General features: G+C 43.1%; 21 protein-coding genes. 10 read left to right on the forward strand and 11 right to left on the reverse strand.

Going from position 1 to position 19,295, the window contains the following annotated elements; translation table 11 throughout:
• Positions 1-297 precede the first annotated feature (297 nt).
• From PHF18_RS07810 to PHF18_RS07820, 3 genes are all read left to right on the forward strand, one after another.
• On the forward strand, positions 298-675 hold the full coding sequence (locus tag PHF18_RS07810) for a PadR family transcriptional regulator (RefSeq protein WP_300100748.1): 378 nt from the start codon (positions 298-300) through the stop codon (positions 673-675).
• A gap of 201 nt (positions 676-876) precedes the next feature.
• Positions 877-1,275 (forward strand): permease, encoded by a 399-nt coding sequence (locus PHF18_RS07815; protein WP_300100750.1) that lies wholly within the window; start codon positions 877-879, stop codon positions 1,273-1,275.
• Positions 1,275-1,850 (forward strand): permease, encoded by a 576-nt coding sequence (locus PHF18_RS07820; protein WP_300100752.1) that lies wholly within the window; start codon positions 1,275-1,277, stop codon positions 1,848-1,850. The genes PHF18_RS07815 and PHF18_RS07820 overlap by 1 nt, the downstream gene beginning before the upstream one ends.
• A 54-nt stretch (positions 1,851-1,904) precedes the next feature.
• On the opposite strand, the gene PHF18_RS07825 is transcribed toward PHF18_RS07820, so the two are convergent.
• Complete coding sequence (locus tag PHF18_RS07825; protein WP_300100755.1) at positions 1,905-2,234, reverse strand: pyrimidine dimer DNA glycosylase/endonuclease V; 330 nt, start codon at positions 2,232-2,234, stop codon at positions 1,905-1,907.
• A gap of 192 nt (positions 2,235-2,426) precedes the next feature.
• Here PHF18_RS07825 and PHF18_RS07830 point away from each other — a divergent pair, with 192 nt between their 5' ends.
• Positions 2,427-3,398 (forward strand): hypothetical protein, encoded by a 972-nt coding sequence (locus tag PHF18_RS07830; protein ID WP_300100758.1) that lies wholly within the window; start codon positions 2,427-2,429, stop codon positions 3,396-3,398.
• A gap of 354 nt (positions 3,399-3,752) precedes the next feature.
• On the forward strand, positions 3,753-4,235 hold the full coding sequence (locus PHF18_RS07835) for a peroxiredoxin (protein WP_300100761.1): 483 nt from the start codon (positions 3,753-3,755) through the stop codon (positions 4,233-4,235).
• Positions 4,236-4,489: 254 nt separating this feature from the next.
• Here the strand turns inward: PHF18_RS07835 and PHF18_RS07840 are convergent, their stop codons facing one another.
• The 6 genes from PHF18_RS07840 to PHF18_RS07865 form a co-directional block, all read right to left on the reverse strand.
• Positions 4,490-4,723: a DUF378 domain-containing protein gene (locus PHF18_RS07840; RefSeq protein ID WP_300100764.1), complete on the reverse strand. Its 234-nt coding sequence runs from the start codon at positions 4,721-4,723 to the stop codon at positions 4,490-4,492.
• 720 nt (positions 4,724-5,443) lie between these two features.
• A complete protein-coding gene (locus tag PHF18_RS07845) occupies positions 5,444-5,770 on the reverse strand; it encodes a hypothetical protein (protein ID WP_300100767.1) in 327 nt (108 codons plus the stop codon).
• A 297-nt stretch (positions 5,771-6,067) separates the two neighbouring features.
• Positions 6,068-7,456, reverse strand: a complete 1,389-nt coding sequence (locus PHF18_RS07850; RefSeq protein ID WP_300100770.1) for a deoxyribodipyrimidine photo-lyase — start codon at positions 7,454-7,456, stop codon at positions 6,068-6,070.
• A 195-nt stretch (positions 7,457-7,651) separates the two neighbouring features.
• Positions 7,652-8,392, reverse strand: a complete 741-nt coding sequence (locus PHF18_RS07855) for an MBL fold metallo-hydrolase (RefSeq protein WP_300100773.1) — start codon at positions 8,390-8,392, stop codon at positions 7,652-7,654.
• Positions 8,389-9,675, reverse strand: coding sequence for an ATP-binding protein (locus tag PHF18_RS07860; protein ID WP_300100776.1), 1,287 nt, complete (start codon positions 9,673-9,675; stop codon positions 8,389-8,391). The genes PHF18_RS07855 and PHF18_RS07860 overlap by 4 nt, the downstream gene beginning before the upstream one ends.
• Before the next feature lie 242 nt (positions 9,676-9,917).
• The gene (locus tag PHF18_RS07865; RefSeq protein WP_300100779.1) at positions 9,918-10,058 is read right to left on the reverse strand and encodes a hypothetical protein; all 141 of its coding nucleotides are present in this window, start codon (positions 10,056-10,058) and stop codon (positions 9,918-9,920) included.
• A gap of 112 nt (positions 10,059-10,170) precedes the next feature.
• On the opposite strand from PHF18_RS07865, the gene purC reads away from it, so the two are divergent.
• On the forward strand, positions 10,171-10,884 hold the full coding sequence (gene purC, locus PHF18_RS07870) for a phosphoribosylaminoimidazolesuccinocarboxamide synthase (RefSeq protein ID WP_300100957.1): 714 nt from the start codon (positions 10,171-10,173) through the stop codon (positions 10,882-10,884).
• Positions 10,885-11,058: 174 nt separating this feature from the next.
• Here the strand turns inward: purC and PHF18_RS07875 are convergent, their stop codons facing one another.
• The 3 genes from PHF18_RS07875 to yciH form a co-directional block, all read right to left on the reverse strand.
• Positions 11,059-12,285, reverse strand: a complete 1,227-nt coding sequence (locus PHF18_RS07875; RefSeq protein ID WP_300100782.1) for an Nre family DNA repair protein — start codon at positions 12,283-12,285, stop codon at positions 11,059-11,061.
• Between the two features lie 2 nt (positions 12,286-12,287).
• Complete coding sequence (locus PHF18_RS07880; protein ID WP_300100786.1) at positions 12,288-12,647, reverse strand: transcriptional regulator; 360 nt, start codon at positions 12,645-12,647, stop codon at positions 12,288-12,290.
• A gap of 317 nt (positions 12,648-12,964) precedes the next feature.
• On the reverse strand, positions 12,965-13,273 hold the full coding sequence (yciH, locus tag PHF18_RS07885; protein ID WP_300100788.1) for a stress response translation initiation inhibitor YciH: 309 nt from the start codon (positions 13,271-13,273) through the stop codon (positions 12,965-12,967).
• A gap of 564 nt (positions 13,274-13,837) precedes the next feature.
• On the opposite strand from yciH, the gene PHF18_RS07890 reads away from it, so the two are divergent.
• Complete coding sequence (locus PHF18_RS07890; protein WP_300100791.1) at positions 13,838-14,077, forward strand: transcriptional regulator; 240 nt, start codon at positions 13,838-13,840, stop codon at positions 14,075-14,077.
• Positions 14,078-14,396: 319 nt separating this feature from the next.
• On the opposite strand, the gene PHF18_RS07895 is transcribed toward PHF18_RS07890, so the two are convergent.
• Complete coding sequence (locus PHF18_RS07895; RefSeq protein WP_300100793.1) at positions 14,397-14,555, reverse strand: hypothetical protein; 159 nt, start codon at positions 14,553-14,555, stop codon at positions 14,397-14,399.
• Positions 14,556-14,583: 28 nt separating this feature from the next.
• Between PHF18_RS07895 and purL the strand changes: the two genes are divergently transcribed.
• The 3 genes from purL (at position 14,584) to PHF18_RS07910 (ending at position 19,264) form a co-directional block, all read left to right on the forward strand.
• Entirely contained in the window at positions 14,584-16,731 is a 2,148-nt protein-coding gene (gene purL, locus PHF18_RS07900; protein WP_300100796.1) for a phosphoribosylformylglycinamidine synthase subunit PurL, read from the forward strand.
• A gap of 209 nt (positions 16,732-16,940) precedes the next feature.
• Positions 16,941-18,077 carry a glycoside hydrolase family 57 protein gene (locus tag PHF18_RS07905; RefSeq protein WP_300100798.1) on the forward strand — a complete coding sequence of 379 codons (1,137 nt, stop codon included), beginning with the start codon at positions 16,941-16,943 and terminating at the stop codon, positions 18,075-18,077.
• Positions 18,074-19,264 carry a glycoside hydrolase family 57 protein gene (locus PHF18_RS07910; protein ID WP_300100801.1) on the forward strand — a complete coding sequence of 397 codons (1,191 nt, stop codon included), beginning with the start codon at positions 18,074-18,076 and terminating at the stop codon, positions 19,262-19,264. The genes PHF18_RS07905 and PHF18_RS07910 overlap by 4 nt, the downstream gene beginning before the upstream one ends.
• Positions 19,265-19,295: the final 31 nt, after the last annotated feature.

Below are 19,295 nucleotides of genomic sequence, written 5' to 3' on the forward strand. Positions count from 1 at the left end.
TTTCAGAGAAGGAGAAGTGGTGAAAAAACAAAACCCGGTTCACGCTGGAATGAATATTTTCGTCCTTTTCAGCCAGGTAACTGAAACATACAAAAGGTGCATTCCGAAGACCAGGGAACACTTATATCAAAAAATTCGGAGCCGGAAGCCCCGGAAAAGCAGCTCTCAGTTCCAGTCGGAAAGAATATGTACAAAAGACATGTTAGTGTTATTTACAATTTAGTGTTATTTACATCAAGATGTAAATCTAATCTAAATAATAAAAACATATAGAGAAACAACTCAGCCATATAACCGATGAGCACGTCCGTTACACTCGGCGAATACCATTCAAAAGTGATCATAATGTCCAGAAGCAAATACGGGCGTCATACCCCAGCATTCATACTCCTGTTCCTTGCACAGGAACCGGCTTACGGAGCTCTCTTACTCACCAGAATAGAAGAAGAGCTGCCTTTCAATCTAATCGATGGGCCTTCCCTTTACAGGTCTCTTCAAGACCTGGAAAAACAAGGAGCTGTTGAGTCTTACTGGGACACTTCAGAACCCGGCCCTGCCAAAAAATGGTACAGAATAAGCCCTACTGGGATGGAAAAACTGGAAGAGTTCAGGCAGGACATAGAAATGAGAATGCAAAACCTGGAATATTTCCTCAATACTTTCAAAAAACTATGAACCAAAATCACTTCAGAGTCCGGAACAATAAATTCATCCTGAAATTCTAATAAATAAACTCGTCCTGAAATTCTAACAAATAAATTTTCCCTCAAATTAAAAAATGAAAAACGTGGTGGTTTTCTGAGCGGCATCTACCTTTATGCCCTGGCTTTGATTTTTCTGGGCGTTTCCTTTTTCAAAGACCGGAATAAAACGAAAATGGCCCTCCGCAAGGCCTGGAAATCCTTCTCTTCCCTGCTGCCGGAAGTCCTCTCCATTATGATGTTTGTGGGAATTTCCCTGGCAATCCTGAGTCCGGAAACTATCTCAAGGCTGATCGGGTCAGATTCCGGGCCATTCGGGGTTGCAGTCGCACTGGTTGCAGGATCGGTTACTCTTATCCCCAGTTTTGTTACTTTTCCTCTGGGGGCTGCCCTTCTTAAAGATGGGGCAGGGTACGCCCAGATTGCCGCTTTTGTCTCCACGCTTATGGCTGTTGGAATCGTGACCCTTCCTGTGGAAATAAAATATTTCAACTGGTACACGGCAGTCCTGAGGAATATCTCGGCACTTTTTGTGTCTATAATTTTTACGATCGTGATCTGGAGGCTTATGTGATGGTGAACAAAGAAAATGCTGCCATAAAACCCGGACTCTTCACCCTGTTGAGGAAGTACAGGTTTTCGATAGGTTTTGCCTTTACAATTGCAGCCCTCTATTTTGCAAACCGACCCGTCGGAACAGAAGCCTTCGACATCTCCGTATCGAATACAATAGAAATGCTCAGTCTTCTCCCCCCGGTTTTCATCCTTGTGGGGTTGCTGGACGTCTGGGTCCCAAAGGAGACGATTATCCGGTATATGGGGGAAAACTCCGGTTGGAAAGGAATCCTCATGGCTGTTTTCCTGGGGTCTGCAGCCGCCGGTCCTCTCTATGTCGCGTTTCCGATTACGGCTCTCCTCCTGAGAAAGAGAGCAAGGCTGGCATACGTATTGTTTTTCCTGGGAGTCTGGTCCACTACCAAGCTCCCCATCGTACTTTATGAAATTTCATATATGGGATTAAGGTTCACAGCAATCCATGTAGCTGTTGGGATTCCCCTTTTCCTGTTGTTTTCTATGATTATCGAAAAGGTGATGCCAGAAGAAACCAGAGAAGCCCTGTACAGAAAAGCTGAACTGGAGTTGCCCTGAAAAAAAAGGTCAGACTCAGATCCTGCACACACACCTTGCACTCACACCCTGCACTCACACCCTACACTCACACCCTCTTTCTTTTAAGATCCGGACCTGTTCCTCATAGGTAGTCACAAATTCATTCTGTACAGCTACTCCTGTCGCAAGGGCAGGGTCCAGGGGGGTGTGGTGTTTATATCCCCTTTTTGTCATCTCTTCCACAAGGGCTTCATGCCTCAGGTAGAGAGCTTTAAGTTTTCCCTTCCAGCGCAGGGTTTCAGGGTGGTGAGCATAAGCTTTTTTGTTATTGGTAATTATGGACCAAAGGGCGTGCAATTCACGGTGTTCTCCCAGGAGGTGCTGCCTGCACATCTTCTCAGGGGTGATGTCCCAGATTCTCATAAGATGAACTTGAACACATTTCAGAAAGGGCTTTCGGCAGGAAATTTTAAGCTTTTAAGCCTGAACTTAATTTCAGGGATTTGTTTCTGATTCTAGATTCTGATACCTATTTACTGGCGGCAGGTGATAATATGGTCTATGAAACGGTGGACCTTAAGATATTCTGCCTTACTATTTATTTTAGTGGCGGGTATGTATTTGTTGCTTATCCCTGTGCTTGCCCATGTTCCGGCCTTTGGAGAGGGAGGTAAAAGCCCTGAAACAGCAACTTCCGTCGAAAATCCTGCAAAGTCCAGAGTCCTTTATGGACAGCTTTCAGGCACAGATGTTCAGTACTACAGTTTTAAGATGGAAAAAGGGGAGAGAATCGTACTTGGTCTGATTGTCCCTGCCGGGAAGGAGAGCCGGACTTTTACTCCTGATTTAATCCTTATGGGACCCGGGCTTTCTAACGAAGGAAAAGTTCCAGAAACCGCAGAACTGCCTGAAGGATACGGAACAAAGGTCTTTTCGGGAAAGATGCCTGAAAGCGCAACATACGAAGGATTTACTCCGAGCGCCTTCTACTCCCTTGCCCGGGCAGACCTCCAGGCCCCGGAAAGCGGCACATACTATGCAGCAGTGAGTTCTATTGAGGAAAGGGGCAATTACGGAGTTATTCTGGGATACAAAGAAAGATTTTCCCTTATCGAGTGGCTGTTAATCCCTCTGAACCAGATAAAGACTTACCGCTGGGAAGGACAGGGTCTGCTTTTTATCCTCTTCCCGCTGGGAGTAACGCTTGCAGCCGGAATTCTGGCAATTTCACTTAAAATGGAAGCTGCAGCCGGGTTCAATCCGGCACGCTGGTCGGGAATTTTTGCAGGGCTTTTCTTTCTGGGTACAGGCTTATCATTAATATTCCAGATGCTGGTTTCACTTAGCAGGAGTTCATACTCTCCCGAAGTAATCATTACTGTCTTTCTGGCTCTTGCCAGCCTCGGGCTTGGAATTACAGCCCTTATCTTGAGTCTGAAAGATGAAGGGTATGGGATGAAATCGAGACGAAAACAGTTTTACTTTTTCGGCATCGGGCTTGCAGGGCTTTTCCTCTGGGCAGGCTGGTTCATAGGGCCGATTCTAGCTTTTGAAGCGGCAGTCCTTCCCTGGAGGAGAAAAAGCTGAGTTGAGGGCAGGGGCAAACAAAAGATATAATATAATTACATTAAGAATAATTATTTATTAAAAATATAATTTGTATAATATGATTGAGTTCTATGATTATTAAATAATTATTCATTGGTCTTCGGTTAAGGAATTTTCTTGCCTGAAAGTGTCGATTTTGCATTAGAAGTCTACCTTAAATTTTGGCTTGATTACATGAAATCAATATCGTGTCCAGCTCTCAATTACTATAAATATTTGATAACTGTTGTGGGAATGGAGGTAATTTATCACGATTCCTCACTTAACCGAAGACGCATGAATAATTATTTAGTAACCGCAAATATGCGGCACGGACTTACCAGGGGGAAAAATATGGTAAATACATCACTGGAAGCAGGACAACTTGCACCTGATTTTTGTCTTCCTGATCAGGAAGGAAATCGGATATGCCTTGAAAACCTCAAAGGAAAATGGGTAGTCCTGTACTTTTATCCGAGGGACAACACTCCGGGCTGCAGCCTGGAAGCCAGAAATTTCAGCTGCCTGAGAACAGATTTCGAAGCTGAAAACGCAGTTGTTCTGGGAGTCAGCAGAGATAGCGAGGAATCTCACAGGACATTTATCGAAAAGAAAGAGCTTAATATTAAGCTGCTCTCCGACGAGCAGGCGGAAGTCCACGGGAAATATGATGTCCTGCACCCAAAACACTTCAGGGGAAAAGATGTTATAAGCGCTGTCCGGACAACTTTCCTTATCAACCCGGAAGGAAAAATTGTCAGGATATGGGAGCACGTTAAATCTGTAGGGCACGCCGAAAAGGTGCTTTCTGAACTGAAAAAACTGAAAGAGAAGTGAAATGAGAATAAGTCATAAAAGTAAATATCAGTAAAATTACATGTATCAAAATTTGTTGATATGTGTAAAACCTGAGATTTAGTATAATCGAAAAATTAGATTAAAAATAAAGGTGAAATAAATAAAAATAAAATTTCTAAGAAGAAAAAATAATCTTATCTTAATTTTATGTCCAGCCTTCTGAAAAAAATTGTTGCTGGTTAAGGCCCTTTCACAGTATTACCCCGGAAAGGAGCTTTTCCAATCTTTTTTCCTTAGTGACGTACTGTGGTCTCATGGGTTTGATATGTTTCAGCTCTTACAGTGAAATAGATCATATAAAGCGCTGCAAGTCCAACAATCATGTACACAATTTTCGAAAGAGTACTCCCTGTCCCGAAGATAGTATCTACAAGGTTAAAATCAAAGAGTCCTACAAGTCCCCAGTTTAATCCGCCCACTATAACAAGTATAAGGGCGATCAGGTCTACAGGATTTCTTACTGCCATAAGTATCACTCCCTTTTTACTTTATTTCCCTGTTTTCTATATCGAGAAGATATATAAAAATCCCTATATTAAAATTGGGTGTACTTGTATTTATATGTGACTAATCTAAAAATCGAAGCCTCTTAAAGAAAAAATAAAAAATAATAAAATAAATAGTTATTTTGGTACAGGAATTTTTTATTTTTCAGCACCCTTCTAACCGGATATTTTGAGACAACTCAAGTAATTTGTAGATGTAACCTTAGTTTTGTTTGACAGTATACATTGCATTTAGAATGAAAACTCATTTTTTCGTCAAAATCATTTGACAGCCTATAATAATTTCATCAAAATTACCTATGATTGGTTGTTTTTTCAACCCCATAATTTTGCTCGCTATCCATACAATCTCTCTAATTCAATACCAAAAATTTGATCAAAAATAAAGAAAATAGCCATCAAGAGAAAGAGAATCATCTGTCAAATCGAATCACAAAAAATGGGTCAAAAATTTGTTGACCATATATTACTTCTTCATTCTTCTCAAATATGAAAACATTCTTTCAACATAAAAATCAAACTGTCAAATTAAGGATGTAATACTTTCGGGAAAAAGGGTTTTTTGTGTTAAACGGTTGTTTTAGTCCTTAGGTAAATAATCAAAAATCCTTCCTAAAACCTAAGCAGAAAACCCCTGAGTCTTTAGCTCAGGAGTAGTTGACGAAAGCCTTCGGGCAAGTTTCAGAGAGCACCAAACACACCAGATACTAAATATATAGAAATTACATAAAAAATTAAGTTCACAAACACTTTACCAGCTTTATAGTCACAATTAGCTTGATATTCGTTTTCATATAGCTCAACGTATAATCTGTAAGATATTGATTTTCGGTTCCAGTTATCAATTAGCACACAAAATGCTCCTACTAACATAATAAGAAAGCTAGCTTTTGTTGATAAATTAACAACAGCTGGATAACTCTTTATTAGCAAGAAAGGAAGTATTATGCCGTCAAGACCTATGAAATACTTATAGTAATTATCCAGAGAAAAGTAATACTGATTCATGTTTTTACACCATATAAATTCCTTTAGTACACTAAAAATATTAAGCTAAATATTAACTTAATGCTTCAATGCGAATTATGTTTACCTTTTGATTAGTAGGTTTAAAGGCAAGTCTATCTAAAGAAACAGGTCCATTTTAAGCCATGTTTCTGGTAGCAGGTGAAAAATTTCAATTATCTGGGAAAAATCTAAATTTAAGCTTTAATAATCCTGTATAAGTATCCATAAAGCTTAAAATCTTAGTATGCAACATAACCAAAAAAATGGAATAACTTATTTGGATAAAATTAAGGATTTCTACCGAGCTGAATATTTTGCAATATATAATTCAACGTCGAATTTCCTTTTGCAACCCTCATAACTCATATATCTGATTTTTCCTATCACCTCTCTCTCCCTCCAGGCCCGGTCATGGACTCCTCCGATGCACCAGGCAATTCCAGCATACCCATTGGGATCTCTTCCGTCCAGTTCATATCTGTCATTCAGGCAGATTGCAATTTCAAGGGCTTTTTCAGGAGATTCGCTCCATTCCAGGATTTTTTTTGCCCAGTACATGCGCATGTAACCGTGCATTTTCCCTGTATAGAGAAGTTCCATCTGGCTTGCATTCCAGAGGGGGTCATGCGTCTTTCCGGCTTCAAATTCCTCCAGCGTGTAGAGGTACTCCCTCCTGTCCTGCCTGTGAGCATTCAGAGATTCCTTTGCCCAGTTAGGGAAACTTTCAAAGCTTTCATACTCGGGGGTGTAATAGCAAAAATTGTCCGCAATCTCTTTCCAGACAAGAAGTTCATCCAGGAAAGCTTTCTTTGATTCCGGATCAGTGTTTGCCTTTTCCACTTCAAGGGCAACTCTTTGAGCCGAAATCTGCCCGAAGTGCAGGTAAGGGGAGAGTCCCGAGACCCCTGTCTTTGTTGGATCGTTTCTCAGGGTATTGTAAGAGTCAAGCCTCTCTTCAAGAAAACTCTTCATCACTCTTTGAGCAGCTTTTTCCCCGGGCTTGAAATGCTCAGGCTCAAAGAAGGGGTCAGTATCTTTCCCGGAGAGTCCCTCAGAAAAAGTGGGTTTAATCCTGGTTTCCTGCGTATATGCAAAGGACTCCAGCCCGACGGTGCCAGTTGTGATCTCAGACGGTTCAGAGTTGGGTTCCAGTTCAGGGAATCCCTCCAGAAATTCAGGCAGGTGTCTATAGAGTTTGGGGCGAAAGGTATGGGCTGCATACTCTCTTTTTGGAGAAGCTTCCCAGCAGGGGACGACATTGTGGGCATCCACCTCAAAAAAGGGAATTCCGATTCCTGATATAACTTTGTCTACCCATTCTGTCTTCAAGTTTAGTGGGCTAAAATCAGTAACTAGAGTGCCAATCCCGTGCTCCTTGACAAATTCAGGTATTTTTTGCCCGGGATCTCCTCGCAGAAAGAAGAAAGGGATCTTTTTCCGGGAAAGGGTATTCCCAAGCTCCTGAAGCCCCTGGAGCATGAACTCGTACTGCCTTTTCCCTGCCCCTAAAAACCCGTATGTGAGACAAAAAACCACTACTACCGGGACACCAGTTCTCTGTGCAATTGCCCTGGAGAAAAGCAGAGCCCAGTTATCTTCAACCCTCTGGTCGCGGCTCATCCAGTAAGCAACAGGCCCATCACCTGTTTTCCCTGGTTTAAGAGTCCGGATGCGTTTGGGATTCATAAATGGTTTTTGGGTTCTCAGAGGATATAGAGCTAACATAAAAAAAATAAAACAAAAGCTAGAGGCATGAAAACAAAGTCCTTATCCAGTGAGCAACAGAAGCTGAAAAAGGTAAACTGTTAAGCTGTTAAACTGGCAGACTGTTGAATTGTTCAACTGTTAAACGGCTGAATTGTTAAACTGTTTAATTATATATTAAAACTCAAAGACCTGCCCGTCATAACCCAGGGGCAAAAACATCGATTCAATATGATGGGGGCGGAAGAGATGGCTGAGGTGAGTTAGGACCACTTTCTTTGCATTGAGTTTACCTGCAAGTGCCATAGCTTCTTCTGAATTCATGTGTTTTTTGATGTGGATGTGCGGAGGGACTATCCCATCGGCAATAAGAAGGTCCGGGTCTTTCATCAACTCCAGGCTTTTTTCAGGGATCTCTGAATTTGTATCTCCCGTAACCACAACTTTTGTATTACCCTCGCGGATGAGGACTCCTGTAGGGACTTCCACAGGTGGGTGGTTTACCTTAAAGAGGGTAAACTGAAGCCCTATCAACTCAAAAGGCTCATAAAGTTTTACGTAGTGGTATCTGGGTTTCAGGAACGAAACGTACTGGTTTATGTAGTCAAGAGTCTCGGGAATCCCGTAGACATCCACCTTGTTCTGAACCCGGTAAAACTCTCCGAAACCCGAGTAATGGTCGTAATGTCCGTGGGTCCAGATCACACCATCTATGCCTGAAAGCCTTTGCTTAAGGAACTGCTGTCGAAGGTCCGGGCTGGTATCAATAAGGATTTTTCCCTGATTTGATTCGACAAGGATAGAAAATCGAAGACGCTGGCTCTTTCCGCCGGCACGGGCATCTGCACAGGCTGCGCAGGTGCAGCCTATTTTAGGGGTACCGACTGCGTCACCAGTCCCAAGCAGCGTTATCCTCATGAAGAACTCTTCCCTTTGTATTCATCGGACTTGAGATTTGCCCTTTCATTAAAAGACGTTACTGCTTCCAGCAGGTCCAGCTGGGTGAGCACCTTGCGTTCTTCCAGAAGAGCACTCAGGACTGCTTCCCTGATAACCATGCGCAGGTCAGAACCTGAATAATCCTCTGTCAATTCCGCAATCTCTTGCGTATCAAAGTCTCCCTTGATGTGCCGGGTCACAATGTCCAGTATATTTTTGCGCATCTCAAGGTCAGGCAGAGGGAAATGGACGATTTCGTCAAAACGCCTCCATGCAGCACTGTCGAGCATCCGGGGGTGGTTTGTCGCAGCAATAAGAAGGACTCCATGCTCTACCAGGCTGATTTCATCTATAGCTTTCAGGAGAGTATTGACTGCCCTCTTGATTGCGGCATTTTCGTCTGAAGTCCTGGCTTTTGCAACAAAGTCCAGCTCATCTATGAAAAGAATGCAGGGATTCAGTTTTTTTGCAAGCAGGAAAACACGGTCTATGTTTTTAGCGGTCTCGCCAAGGTACTGGTCCGTAATCATTGAGAGCTTGACCTCAACAAAGGGAATCGAAAGCTGTTCTGAAAGGGCACGGGCAACTGAGGTTTTTCCGGTTCCCGGGGGCCCTACAAACAGGAGTTTTCCTATGTCATGCAGCCCGATATCCCGCAGGTATTCCCTGTGCTTGATGGCTTTCATAATTTTTTCAATTTCGTCTTCCTGTTCCCTGGTGAGCACAAGGTCCTTGACTTTCTGTTTTACGTCTTCAGGAGCGATAATGACAACGAGCTTGAGCATGTCTTCGCCCTTGTCTTCTTTCCTGATTTCAGCTATCAGAGATTCTATCCATTCCCTGTCGACTTCCTTTGGCCTGAGCTTTGCTTTTGCAGCTGCATAGTTTGAAGCCTCACCCTTCCTGATTTCTCCCAAATAATAAGCGAGGACAGGATTGTTTTCGATTTTCTCCTGAGAGCCTTCCTGTTTTTCAAACCATTCCGCGGCAAGTTCCAATGCGCTCAGGCGGAGTTCAAAGTGAGACCTATCAATGGTTATGAAAGGTACACTCCTTACACTTTTTTCGATGTCTTTAATCCCATATAGTTTTTCGATCCTGACAAATGAAGCTATTATGGGTTTGGGAACTGTTTTTTCTGTGCTGTTCCAGTAATTTTTTCGGATATTTTTGGGAAGGTCATTTACATCCAGTTCTGGGTAGCGATTATAGATCTCTGCAGTCAGCAGTAGCTCTACTATGTCTAGTATAATTCCTGACATGTTTTTTTATCCGTTGCGTATTGAGATGGGTCCATCATTAAGTGGTGGGCGTTCAAGTGCTGTAAGTTCTTAATTCTTTACTTAAGTTGTTAAAACTATTAATTGATTTTCTTCAATGATATAATTTACGAAGCAGGAGGCAGACCTCTGCAGAAGGATATACGCCGGTAGGAGGTGATAACTTTATCTAGCAGAAAGACTTTATCGTTTACTCCGTCTCTTCATGAAATCGAGAGTATATTTCAGGAAGAAATCTCTGCAAATCTGGAAACCTCTCGAGTTTCAGGGAGTATCTTTGTGAGTTCTGGAAGTGATTCGATCACTACCATAAAGTATTCCAGTTCCGGTACATATTCCAGTCCGCTTCTGAAATGCCAAAACATTATTTAAGAACTCCTATATTAAAGCTACTGTTGTTCCGGAACAATGTTTCCGGGAAATCTCTTTATCCAGGGAAATCCAGAATCCATAATCATCCCCAGAGAGGACCACCGCATGAAAAGAGAACAACTCTATTCAGGGAAAGCAAAGACTATCTATGCGACAGATAATCCCGACACCTTTATCTCCGAATTCCGAAACAGCCTGACCGCATTCAACGGGGAAAAGAAAGCTGAGATGGAAGGTAAGGGTTACTACAATGCCCAGATCTCAAAAAAAATATTTGAGATGCTGGAAGCCAGCGGGATAAAAACACATTTTATCAGCATGCTTTCTGACATCGATATGCTTGTAAAGAAAGTAGAAATCATAAAGATCGAGGTCATTGTCAGAAACATTGCTGCGGGCTCAATTACAAAGAGATACCCAATGAAAGAAGGTACTATTTTCGAGCCCCCGGTTCTTGTTTTTGATTTCAAAAGTGACGAATACGGAGATCCCATGCTGAATGACGACATCGCTGTTGCGCTTGGTGTTGCAACACGCGAAGAACTTGCTACACTCCGGAAGCTTGCGCTCAGTATCAACGAGCTGCTTGTGCCTTATCTTGATGAGAAAGGAATTTTGCTTCCCGACTTCAAGCTTGAGTTTGGAAGGAGGGAAGGGGAAATAATCCTTGCCGATGAAATTTCCTGCGATACCTGCCGCTTCTGGGACAAGAAAACCGGGCAGTCCATGGATAAAGATGTCTTCAGATTTGACAAAGGCGATATTTCCAAAGCTTATGAAGACGTTGCCCGGCGCATTGTGCCCGAGATCTTTGAATAAGCCGGATGAAGGTTGAATAAGCCTGATGCCTATTGAAGGTTTGAATGAACCTTCAAAGGCCTTTAAGTTCTTCTTTCTTAATTTTTCCTTCTTTATTATTTTTTTTATCTGAAAACCAGCATCGGATTAGCGATCTATTTTTTTGTTTCGAACTCTTTTTTCTTTTTTAACTCCTTACGCCTTAAAAAAAGAATCAAGCGTTGTCTGGAACCGGAAGTTAGAGAGCATCTTTGCCTGCTGCACCCACTCTAATTTTGGGGTTTTTACCCTTTCTGTAAGGTCTGAAATTGCTGTTTCCAGGGAATCGAAGGATTTCGGAGGATTTTGAAGAGCTTTTCTCATGCCCTCTCTGACCACCCAGACTCCAAGAGGAGCCCAGTAATCGGGAGTTATTTCCCTCAGCACAAAGACTGAAGCCTGCCTTTTGATTTCTGTAAGGTACTCAAGTACAGGAAGCCTTGCTGCATAATATCCCCCCGCCAGAGGGGAGTACCCTTTCTTTCCTTCAAGTCCTTCGCTGTCCTCTCCGATCCAGCTTGATTCTCCGGACCAGACTGTTTTTGGGAGCCAGATTTCAATAAGTTCAAAGGAATAAGCCCGCGGAAGGATGAGGACTTCAAAATGGTTTCCGAAATGTGTTCCGCTGAAAAGCTTAATGTCTGAAACCCAAGGGAAGTCTCGTATACGGTCTGCAAGTTCCTTTCCTGCCATATCGTCCACAGCTGTGATGGACCAGCGGGTAGGCACTATTTTGCGTTCTTTCCCGAGCAGGCCTATGGAAAAAAGGCGGGTGATATGTTCCGTAGAAACGTCACTTTTTAAAAGTTCGGTAACAGTGTCTTTTGCAAGGGCATCGGTATCATAGACCAGGTAGTCCACTTTTTTCGGGACATCCGGGTTTTCGGCAAGCTCAAAGTTTTTCACAAGCCCGGAAGGGCCCATAGGCGTAAGGACTGCATCGAACTTGAGTTCCTGTTTAGGAGCTTTAAAAAACCAGGCTTCGGTATCCACCGGCTTTCTGGAGAGTGCCAGTTCCTGAGCCTTTGCAAGAAGAGGATTTTCTTTGCTCCGTGCATCTTTTATATGCAGGCTCGTGTTTGCCCTGACCATACGGGAGCGCATGGAGATGATATCTTCTATCTGCATGTTTCCCCAGGCTGACGGGTCTTCGAGAAGCAAAGCTTCGTTTTCCGTTGCTAAAGGAGGAATCAGGGGACCTGCCGAAACTCTGGGGTAGCCGTAGCTTCCTACAAAAAGAGCTGGGGGAGAAGCCCCAAATATAGAATCTCCTGAGATAACAGGTGAAATTGACTGCAAGGATTTAAATTTTTCCAGAATCGGGCAGCGAGGGCGCCCACAAAGTCCTTTTCCCTTGCACTTGATACACAGTGTGTCTTTCACCTTTAGTTCATATCCTTACAGATGATGCAGGTTTTAGCTTCAGGAGCATTTCTGTACAGCCAGCCGGATTTCTGAACAAAACTGCATATGCTGCACATCCCGTCTACTTTTTCCTGAGAGGATAATCCGCCATTTAAGAGCACTGATGCAAATTTCCGAATTTCTTTTTGGGTCTCCTCAGAGAAATCAACTTCAGCCCCACGTTTTTCGCTCACGTACTGGGATACCGCAGCTCGTGAAAGCTCAAGGATATCTGCTACATCCTGCTGCGTGCATCCATGCTCAAAAATCATTGCCCGTGAAAGTTCAGCCCTGATTGCAGGCAAGACTTTCTGTACCATAATTTCGCATGTTGTTTTCATTGGAGACCAACACTTGCACAGATTATTATAATAATTACTATTATAATAATGGTTATTATAACAATTACTATTATAACAATTCTTCTTAAAATATATCTTACAATTTTTAAAATATATCTTACAATTTCTAAAATATATACAACGCACTTTTTGTATCGTTTTCCGAGCAGGAACTCCTGTTCCTTTCAATGCCTCGAGATGAAAGCACAAGCTCTCGAAAAGCTTGCAAAAAGATACTTAAACCCCAAACCTAAAACCTATAAACTTACATTCCTGTTCTGGGGGCCGGTTGCTCCGGTGGGGGACGGATTCAGAGTTTAATTCTTTATTTGTTCAGCAGAGAAACCCTTTTCCATTAAAACGTCTTTCATGCGGGTCAGGTGGTTGCCCTGAAGTTCTACTGTGTTTCCTTTTACTGTACCACCGCATGCGAATTTTGATTTAAGATAGGTGGATAATTCATAAAGGTCAATCTCACTTGCATCGAAACCTTCTACAACAGTGACTTCCTTACCATATCTCCTTCTGTTTACTTTCACAGTAATTCGCTGTTGCTCTTTTGCAACCTCTTCGCAAATGCAAAGTTCTTTAGGGAGCCCGCATACCGGGCACATTCCGCTGCTCATTTGTTGGTATGTCCTCCAAATTTGTAATCATTGTATATGTAAATTACATCCGAAAATAACTGATTAGATATAAAGTACTTATCAATGATGATATTAAAGCCTAATGGTGTTTTTAAGGCACTTTATACTGAATTTCGGTCATAACCAAAAATTCTCAATAATATAAAAAGCCTACCAGAGCTTTGTATTTTTTGAGTTTTTGTATTTTAAAGTAAATTAGTAAATTGTCTCATCGAGACAGAATAAATCTCACAGTCTGAAATTAATAAAATTTACAGGCTTGCATAAAAAGGGAGCTCGTATACGAAAAAAATCCAAAAATTCGGGCACATGCAGCTTCAATAAGCAAAAACTCCGGGAAACCCGGATTCGTACCTTGAAGAATAAACCCCTTAAATTTGTGTTTTTACCGGAAAAAGCATTTTTCAGCCAGCAAAAAGCTAAATATATCTTGAACTCCATCTTTTTATATTACCTATCTAATTACTTATCTACGCACTTTTAATATATAAATATGTCTATATAATAATATCCGGGAAATTTAACATATATTGGAGGTATCTTATGAATGAATTAGTCGGTTTTGTGAACGGAAACAATGTAAGGCAAAAAGTGCTCTCTCTACTAGCCTCAAAAGGGGAAATGGAAGGAGAACGTATCTCTAAAACTCTTCGGATAGTACATCTTACCATTGCAAAGACTCTCGAGGAACTGGAAGAAAAAGAGCTAATCGCAAAAAAAGAAGAGGTTTACTTCCTTACCGAAACCGGAATTAAGGTCGAAAAAATGGTCCAGCAAATCTAATATTTTACTGATTTTTTCAAATCAATTTTAATTTTTTTAGTTCTGAGCTATTTTAATCTCTTCTTCATCCGTCCGGAAAATTTGTCATTTTTTTGTAAACTATTCTGTAAACTATTCTGTAAACTATTTAATTTTTCCTCCGGCAGTGTTTGAATCTCTAGAGTCGGTTCTGATAAAGTCGGTTCTGATTTTTCTGGTCGTCCACTGGAATATTAAACAGCAAAAAGTAAAAACTACTGTAAAAAAGACACGGGAGCACACAAAAATCGAAGTAAATAAAGTCTGCAATGTCTCCACAGCCCAAAGAGCTGACAGCTACTTATTTTGCAGAACCTTTTTCCTTCTCGGGCTTAAAGAAATATTTATCTAATCCCTGTTCCTTTATGTCGGCATAGTCTGTTAACGCTACATTAACGCTACATTTAAATCCCTGATATTTCAGGGAAATTACAAGAAAAACCGAAGCTTCGGCATCCAAAAGAGGCTTAAGAATCAGAGGCAAGGCAATGTTACCTGAAGAAGACCTGAAGATTATTATCAAAGAACTTGGGCGAGAGCCTACTCTGGTAGAGCAGGGCTGTTTTTTAAATATGTGGAGTGAACACTGTTCCTATCGCTCCAGCGCCCCTCTCCTGAAAACTTTCACAACCACGGGCGAAAACGTTCTTATCGGTCCCGGAGATGATGCTGCAATTATTAAATTCGAAGACGGATATGTGCTTGCCATAGGCATGGAAAGCCACAATCACCCTTCATATGTAGATCCATATAATGGGGCAGCTACCGGTGTGGGAGGGATCGTGAGGGATATTATCTCTATGGGAGCCCGTCCAATAGCCCTTATGGATCCGCTCTATTTCGGGCCTCTGGACACCCCGAAAAACCTCTTCCTTTTCGAGCAGATCATTAAAGGAATTGCAGGGTATGGGAACTGCATAGGAGTGCCTGTTGTCAACGGCGAGACATTTTTTGACAGAAGATACAGCGGAAACCCGCTGGTAAATGTTGTTGCAGTCGGGCTCTGTAAGGAAGAAGAAGTAATAACCGCTCGCTCCCAGAAAGCCGGTAATAAGCTCGTGCTTGCAGGTTCCAGCACTGGAAAAGATGGACTTGGTGGAGCTTCCTTTGCTTCCAGAGACCTTTCCGAATCAGCTGAAGCCGACGACCGCCCGAGCGTTCAGGTAGGAGACCCATACACCGAAAAGCTTGTCATGGAAATGACTCTGGAAGCCATGGAAAAAGGATATGTAAAATCCTGTAAAGACCTTGGGGCTGCAGGGCTTGGAGGGGCAAGCTCGGAACTGGTTGCAAAGGGAGGACTGGGAGCACGCATTATTGCAGATGCGGTTCCTCAACGTGAACCCAACATGAACGCATATGAAATCCTGCTTGCCGAGTCCCAGGAGCGCATGCTCTTTGAAGTCACTCCTGAAGATGTCGATGCAGTACTTGCCCTGGTACAGAAGTATGACCTGAATGGGGCTGTGATCGGCTACCTCACAGAAGAGCCCACATATACCGTTGAGTTCAGAGGGGAAATCGTTGCCGACATTCCAATTGGTTTTCTGACAGGAGGGGCCCCTACCTGTGAGAAGCCCTCAGAAGCCCCCACACGAAGGGAAGAAGGCAAAAAACCGGAAGCTCCAGAAGACCTGAAAGCGGCTTTCATAAAGGTCCTGTCCTCCCACAACATCGCCTCAAAGGAATGGATCTACAGGCAGTATGACCACGAGGTTCAGTTAAGGACCGTTGTCAAACCCGGAGAAGACTCCGGAGTGCTCAGGATTACCGATACAAAAGGAATTGTACTTACCTGTGGATGCCAGCCCAGAGTCACCCTTCTTGACCCCTACACCGGAGGAAAGACGGCAATCATCGAAAACGCCATGAATCTTGCAGTAAAAGGTGCAGAGGGACTGGCTATTGTAAACTGCCTTAACTTTGGAAATCCGGATCGCCCTGAAACCTACTGGCAATTCAAAAACTCCGTACTCGGGCTTGGAGATGAAGCCAGACGGTTTTCAATTCCGGTAGTTGGAGGGAACGTTTCTCTCTATAACGAAAGTGATGAGTTCAAGACTGCAATCCCTCCCACTCCCTCGATAGGAATGATAGGGAAAGTGGATCTCGAAACCCCTCTGCCCTCAAGTTTCTTTGTGAAGGCAGGAGATAGCATTATCCTTGTAGGAGAGACAACACCTGAAATGGGAGGCTCCGAATACTACACCTGCATGGAGTCTGAAAATGTCGGAAATGTCCCTGCAGTCCCGGAGAACGCCCCTGACGTTATAAAAGCCATAGTCGAAACTGTTAAAAGTGGAAAACTTAGTTCTGCACATGACCTTTCCCTTGGAGGAATCGGGGCAGGGCTTGCAAAAATGTGCAGAGATCTGGGCGGAAAAGTAGACCTTAGTGAAGCTGCAGGAGAAACGCAGGCAGACGAATTCCTGTTCTCAGAAACTCCCGCAAGGGCACTGCTTGCAACACCCGAACCCGAAGCTGTAAAGGAAATGCTTAAAGGCGTACCACATGCCGTAATCGGTAAAGTTGGAGGCGACAACCTTGAAATTAAAGGCAAGAATTTCGAGGTTTCCCTTTCCTTAGAAGAAATCGCAGAAGCTTACGGCAGCCTCACCAGATTCATGATGGGATGATCATTTCATCCCCCTTTTTCTTTTTAGTCTAATGCTTTTTTTAACTCACAGCCTGCTATTTTTAGGCTGTTGTCTTTACTTTTTTATCTATTCTGTTCTTTACTCTTTTACCTATTCTGTTTTTGATTATGGTCAATAATTCATTTCCCAGGCAAAAAGCTGAAGGAAACAATAGTTTTTAGTACGTTTCCGCACAAGAGTCTTTTGTTATGAAAGCCGTGTGCATGTGTCTGGGAGTGCATCTGCCTTACAGTCCCAAGTGGTACTGGCCCGTAGAGGGGTTTTCCGGGGTGCCTGAAATGGACCGGTATTTTGACCGAAACCAAATTTTTTCAAGGCTCTTGAAAACAGGCAGAGAATTTCTGCGCCTTAATGATCTTTTTCTGGAGTCCATTGAAAGGGGGGGAAGCTATGCCTTTGATCTTTCGGGTCCTTTTCTGGAACAGTGCAGGTGGGACCCCGAACTTCTTGAGTCTTTCAGGGAACTTGCAGAAAGTAAAAAGGTAGAGTTTACAGGAAGCTGCAATTACCATTCCCTGAGTGCCCTTTATCCTGACCTTTCCTGGTTTAAAGAGGAAGTTATGATTTGCAGGGAAATGGTCCGGGAACTGTTAGGTGTAAACCCCGAAACTTTCGTGAACACAGAACTTCTGTATACGGAAAGAGTGGGGAGTTTACTTGCAGATATGGGGTTCAGGTGTCTTATTGCCGAAGGGTCAAGAAACATACTGGATGGATGCGATCCTGTCCTCGTTTTTGAAAACCACCTTCCGATCCTTCTCAGGCACATAAATCTCAGTGAAGACCTTGAACTGCGCTTTTCGGAACAAAGTTGGGAAGGCTACCCTCTTATTCCGGAAAAGTTCGCAGACTGGATTGCAAGCATGGAAGGGGATGTCCTGACCCTTTATTTTAATTACACAAGCCTCTGCCTTCACCACAGGAGCAAGAGCATGATAGCTGATTTTATACGGGCTTTTCCGGAAGCCCTGAAGAGCAGGGGTATTGAAATGATCACACCTTCGGAAGCAGTAAGCAGGTTCCGTCCTGTGAAACTTCCTACTCTCGGGACCGAACAGACAATCCGTTACGGAATGCACAATGCTGTTGGAAACCATGCGCAACAGCTCTATCTAAGGGAGCTGGTAAGGGTAGGGGAGGAACTTGCAGAAATTACAGAAAAACCAAATTACCAGAAGCTGAAGCAGGTTTTCGGTTACCTCCAGCAGAGTGAAATCCTTTTTTCAATGAATGCGGGAAACGCTCGTGAAGGGTCTGAAAAAGCTGTGAACTACTATTCCATTCTCTCGGATTTAAGACGAGCCATTCTGGAGGAAGGGGCATGACCTCTCTTTGCATGTACTTTCAGGTGCATCAGCCTTTCAGGCTGCGCAGGTTCTGGCCTGATGACAGGTCCGGATTTTTCCGCTACTTTGATGACAGAGGCAACAGGGAGATTTTTGAAAGAGTAGCCCGCAAATGCTACCTCCCTACAAACCGGGCTCTTCTGGACTCTCTCGACGAACATAAAGGGGAGTTCAGGTTTTCCCTTTCAGTCACTGGTACGCTGCTCGAACAATGTGAACTCTGGGGAAAAGAAGTGCTTGAGAGTTTCCGGCAATTGGCAGAAACAGGAGCTGTGGAGTTTCTGGACGAGACCTGTTATCATTCTCTTTCAAGCCTTTTTGACGACAAAACAGAGTTTATTGAAGAAGTGAAGGAACACAGAGAAATGATGTTCAACCTCCTTGGGGTTAAACCCCAGGTATTCCGAAACACAGAGCTTCTTTACAATAACACCATAGCAAAGATCGTTTCCAAGCTGGGTTATAAGGCAATTCTTACGGAAGGTGCGGACCATATGCTTGAGGGGAGGTCTCCTAACGTACTCTATAGGGCAAAAGGTTCAGGACTGCCCATTCTCTTCAGGAACTACAAGCTGAGCGACGATATAGGGTACCGTTTTTCGGCAAGGTGGTGGGAAGGATATCCACTTACTGCGGAAAAATGGGCATCATGGGCTTCAGGAGTCAAGGAGGATTGCGTCAATATTTTTATGGACTACGAGACGTTCGGAGAACACCAGTGGGAAGAAACCGGAATTTTTAAATTTCTGGAAAGACTGCCTTCCGAAGTCCTCAAAAGTGGCATGGAATTTAGCACTCCTGTAGAGATTGCCAGAAAATATTCGCCTGTAGCCGAGATCGATATTGGAGATTTTTCTACGATCTCCTGGGCGGATATGGAACGCGATACAAGCGCATGGCTCGGAAACGATATGCAAAGGCGTTGTTTTGAGGAAATTAAATTGCTTGAGCCTTTTGTGAGAAAAACAGAAGACCCTGAAATCCTGCGTATATGGAAGCACCTGTTGACTTCGGACCACTATTACTATATGTGCACCAAGTGGCTCGGGGATGGAGACGTGCATTCTTATTTCAGTGTCCACGCCACACCCTTCGAGGCAGCAGTAAACTTTATGGCAGTACTTATGGACTTCAAAGCTAGTGTATTCAGGAGCTTAACGCAATAACTTAATGAAATGCACACATACTAATTTACGG

Origin of the sequence: Methanosarcina sp. (assembly GCF_028693135.1) — an archaeon.
Taxonomy (GTDB): Archaea; Halobacteriota; Methanosarcinia; order Methanosarcinales; family Methanosarcinaceae; genus Methanosarcina.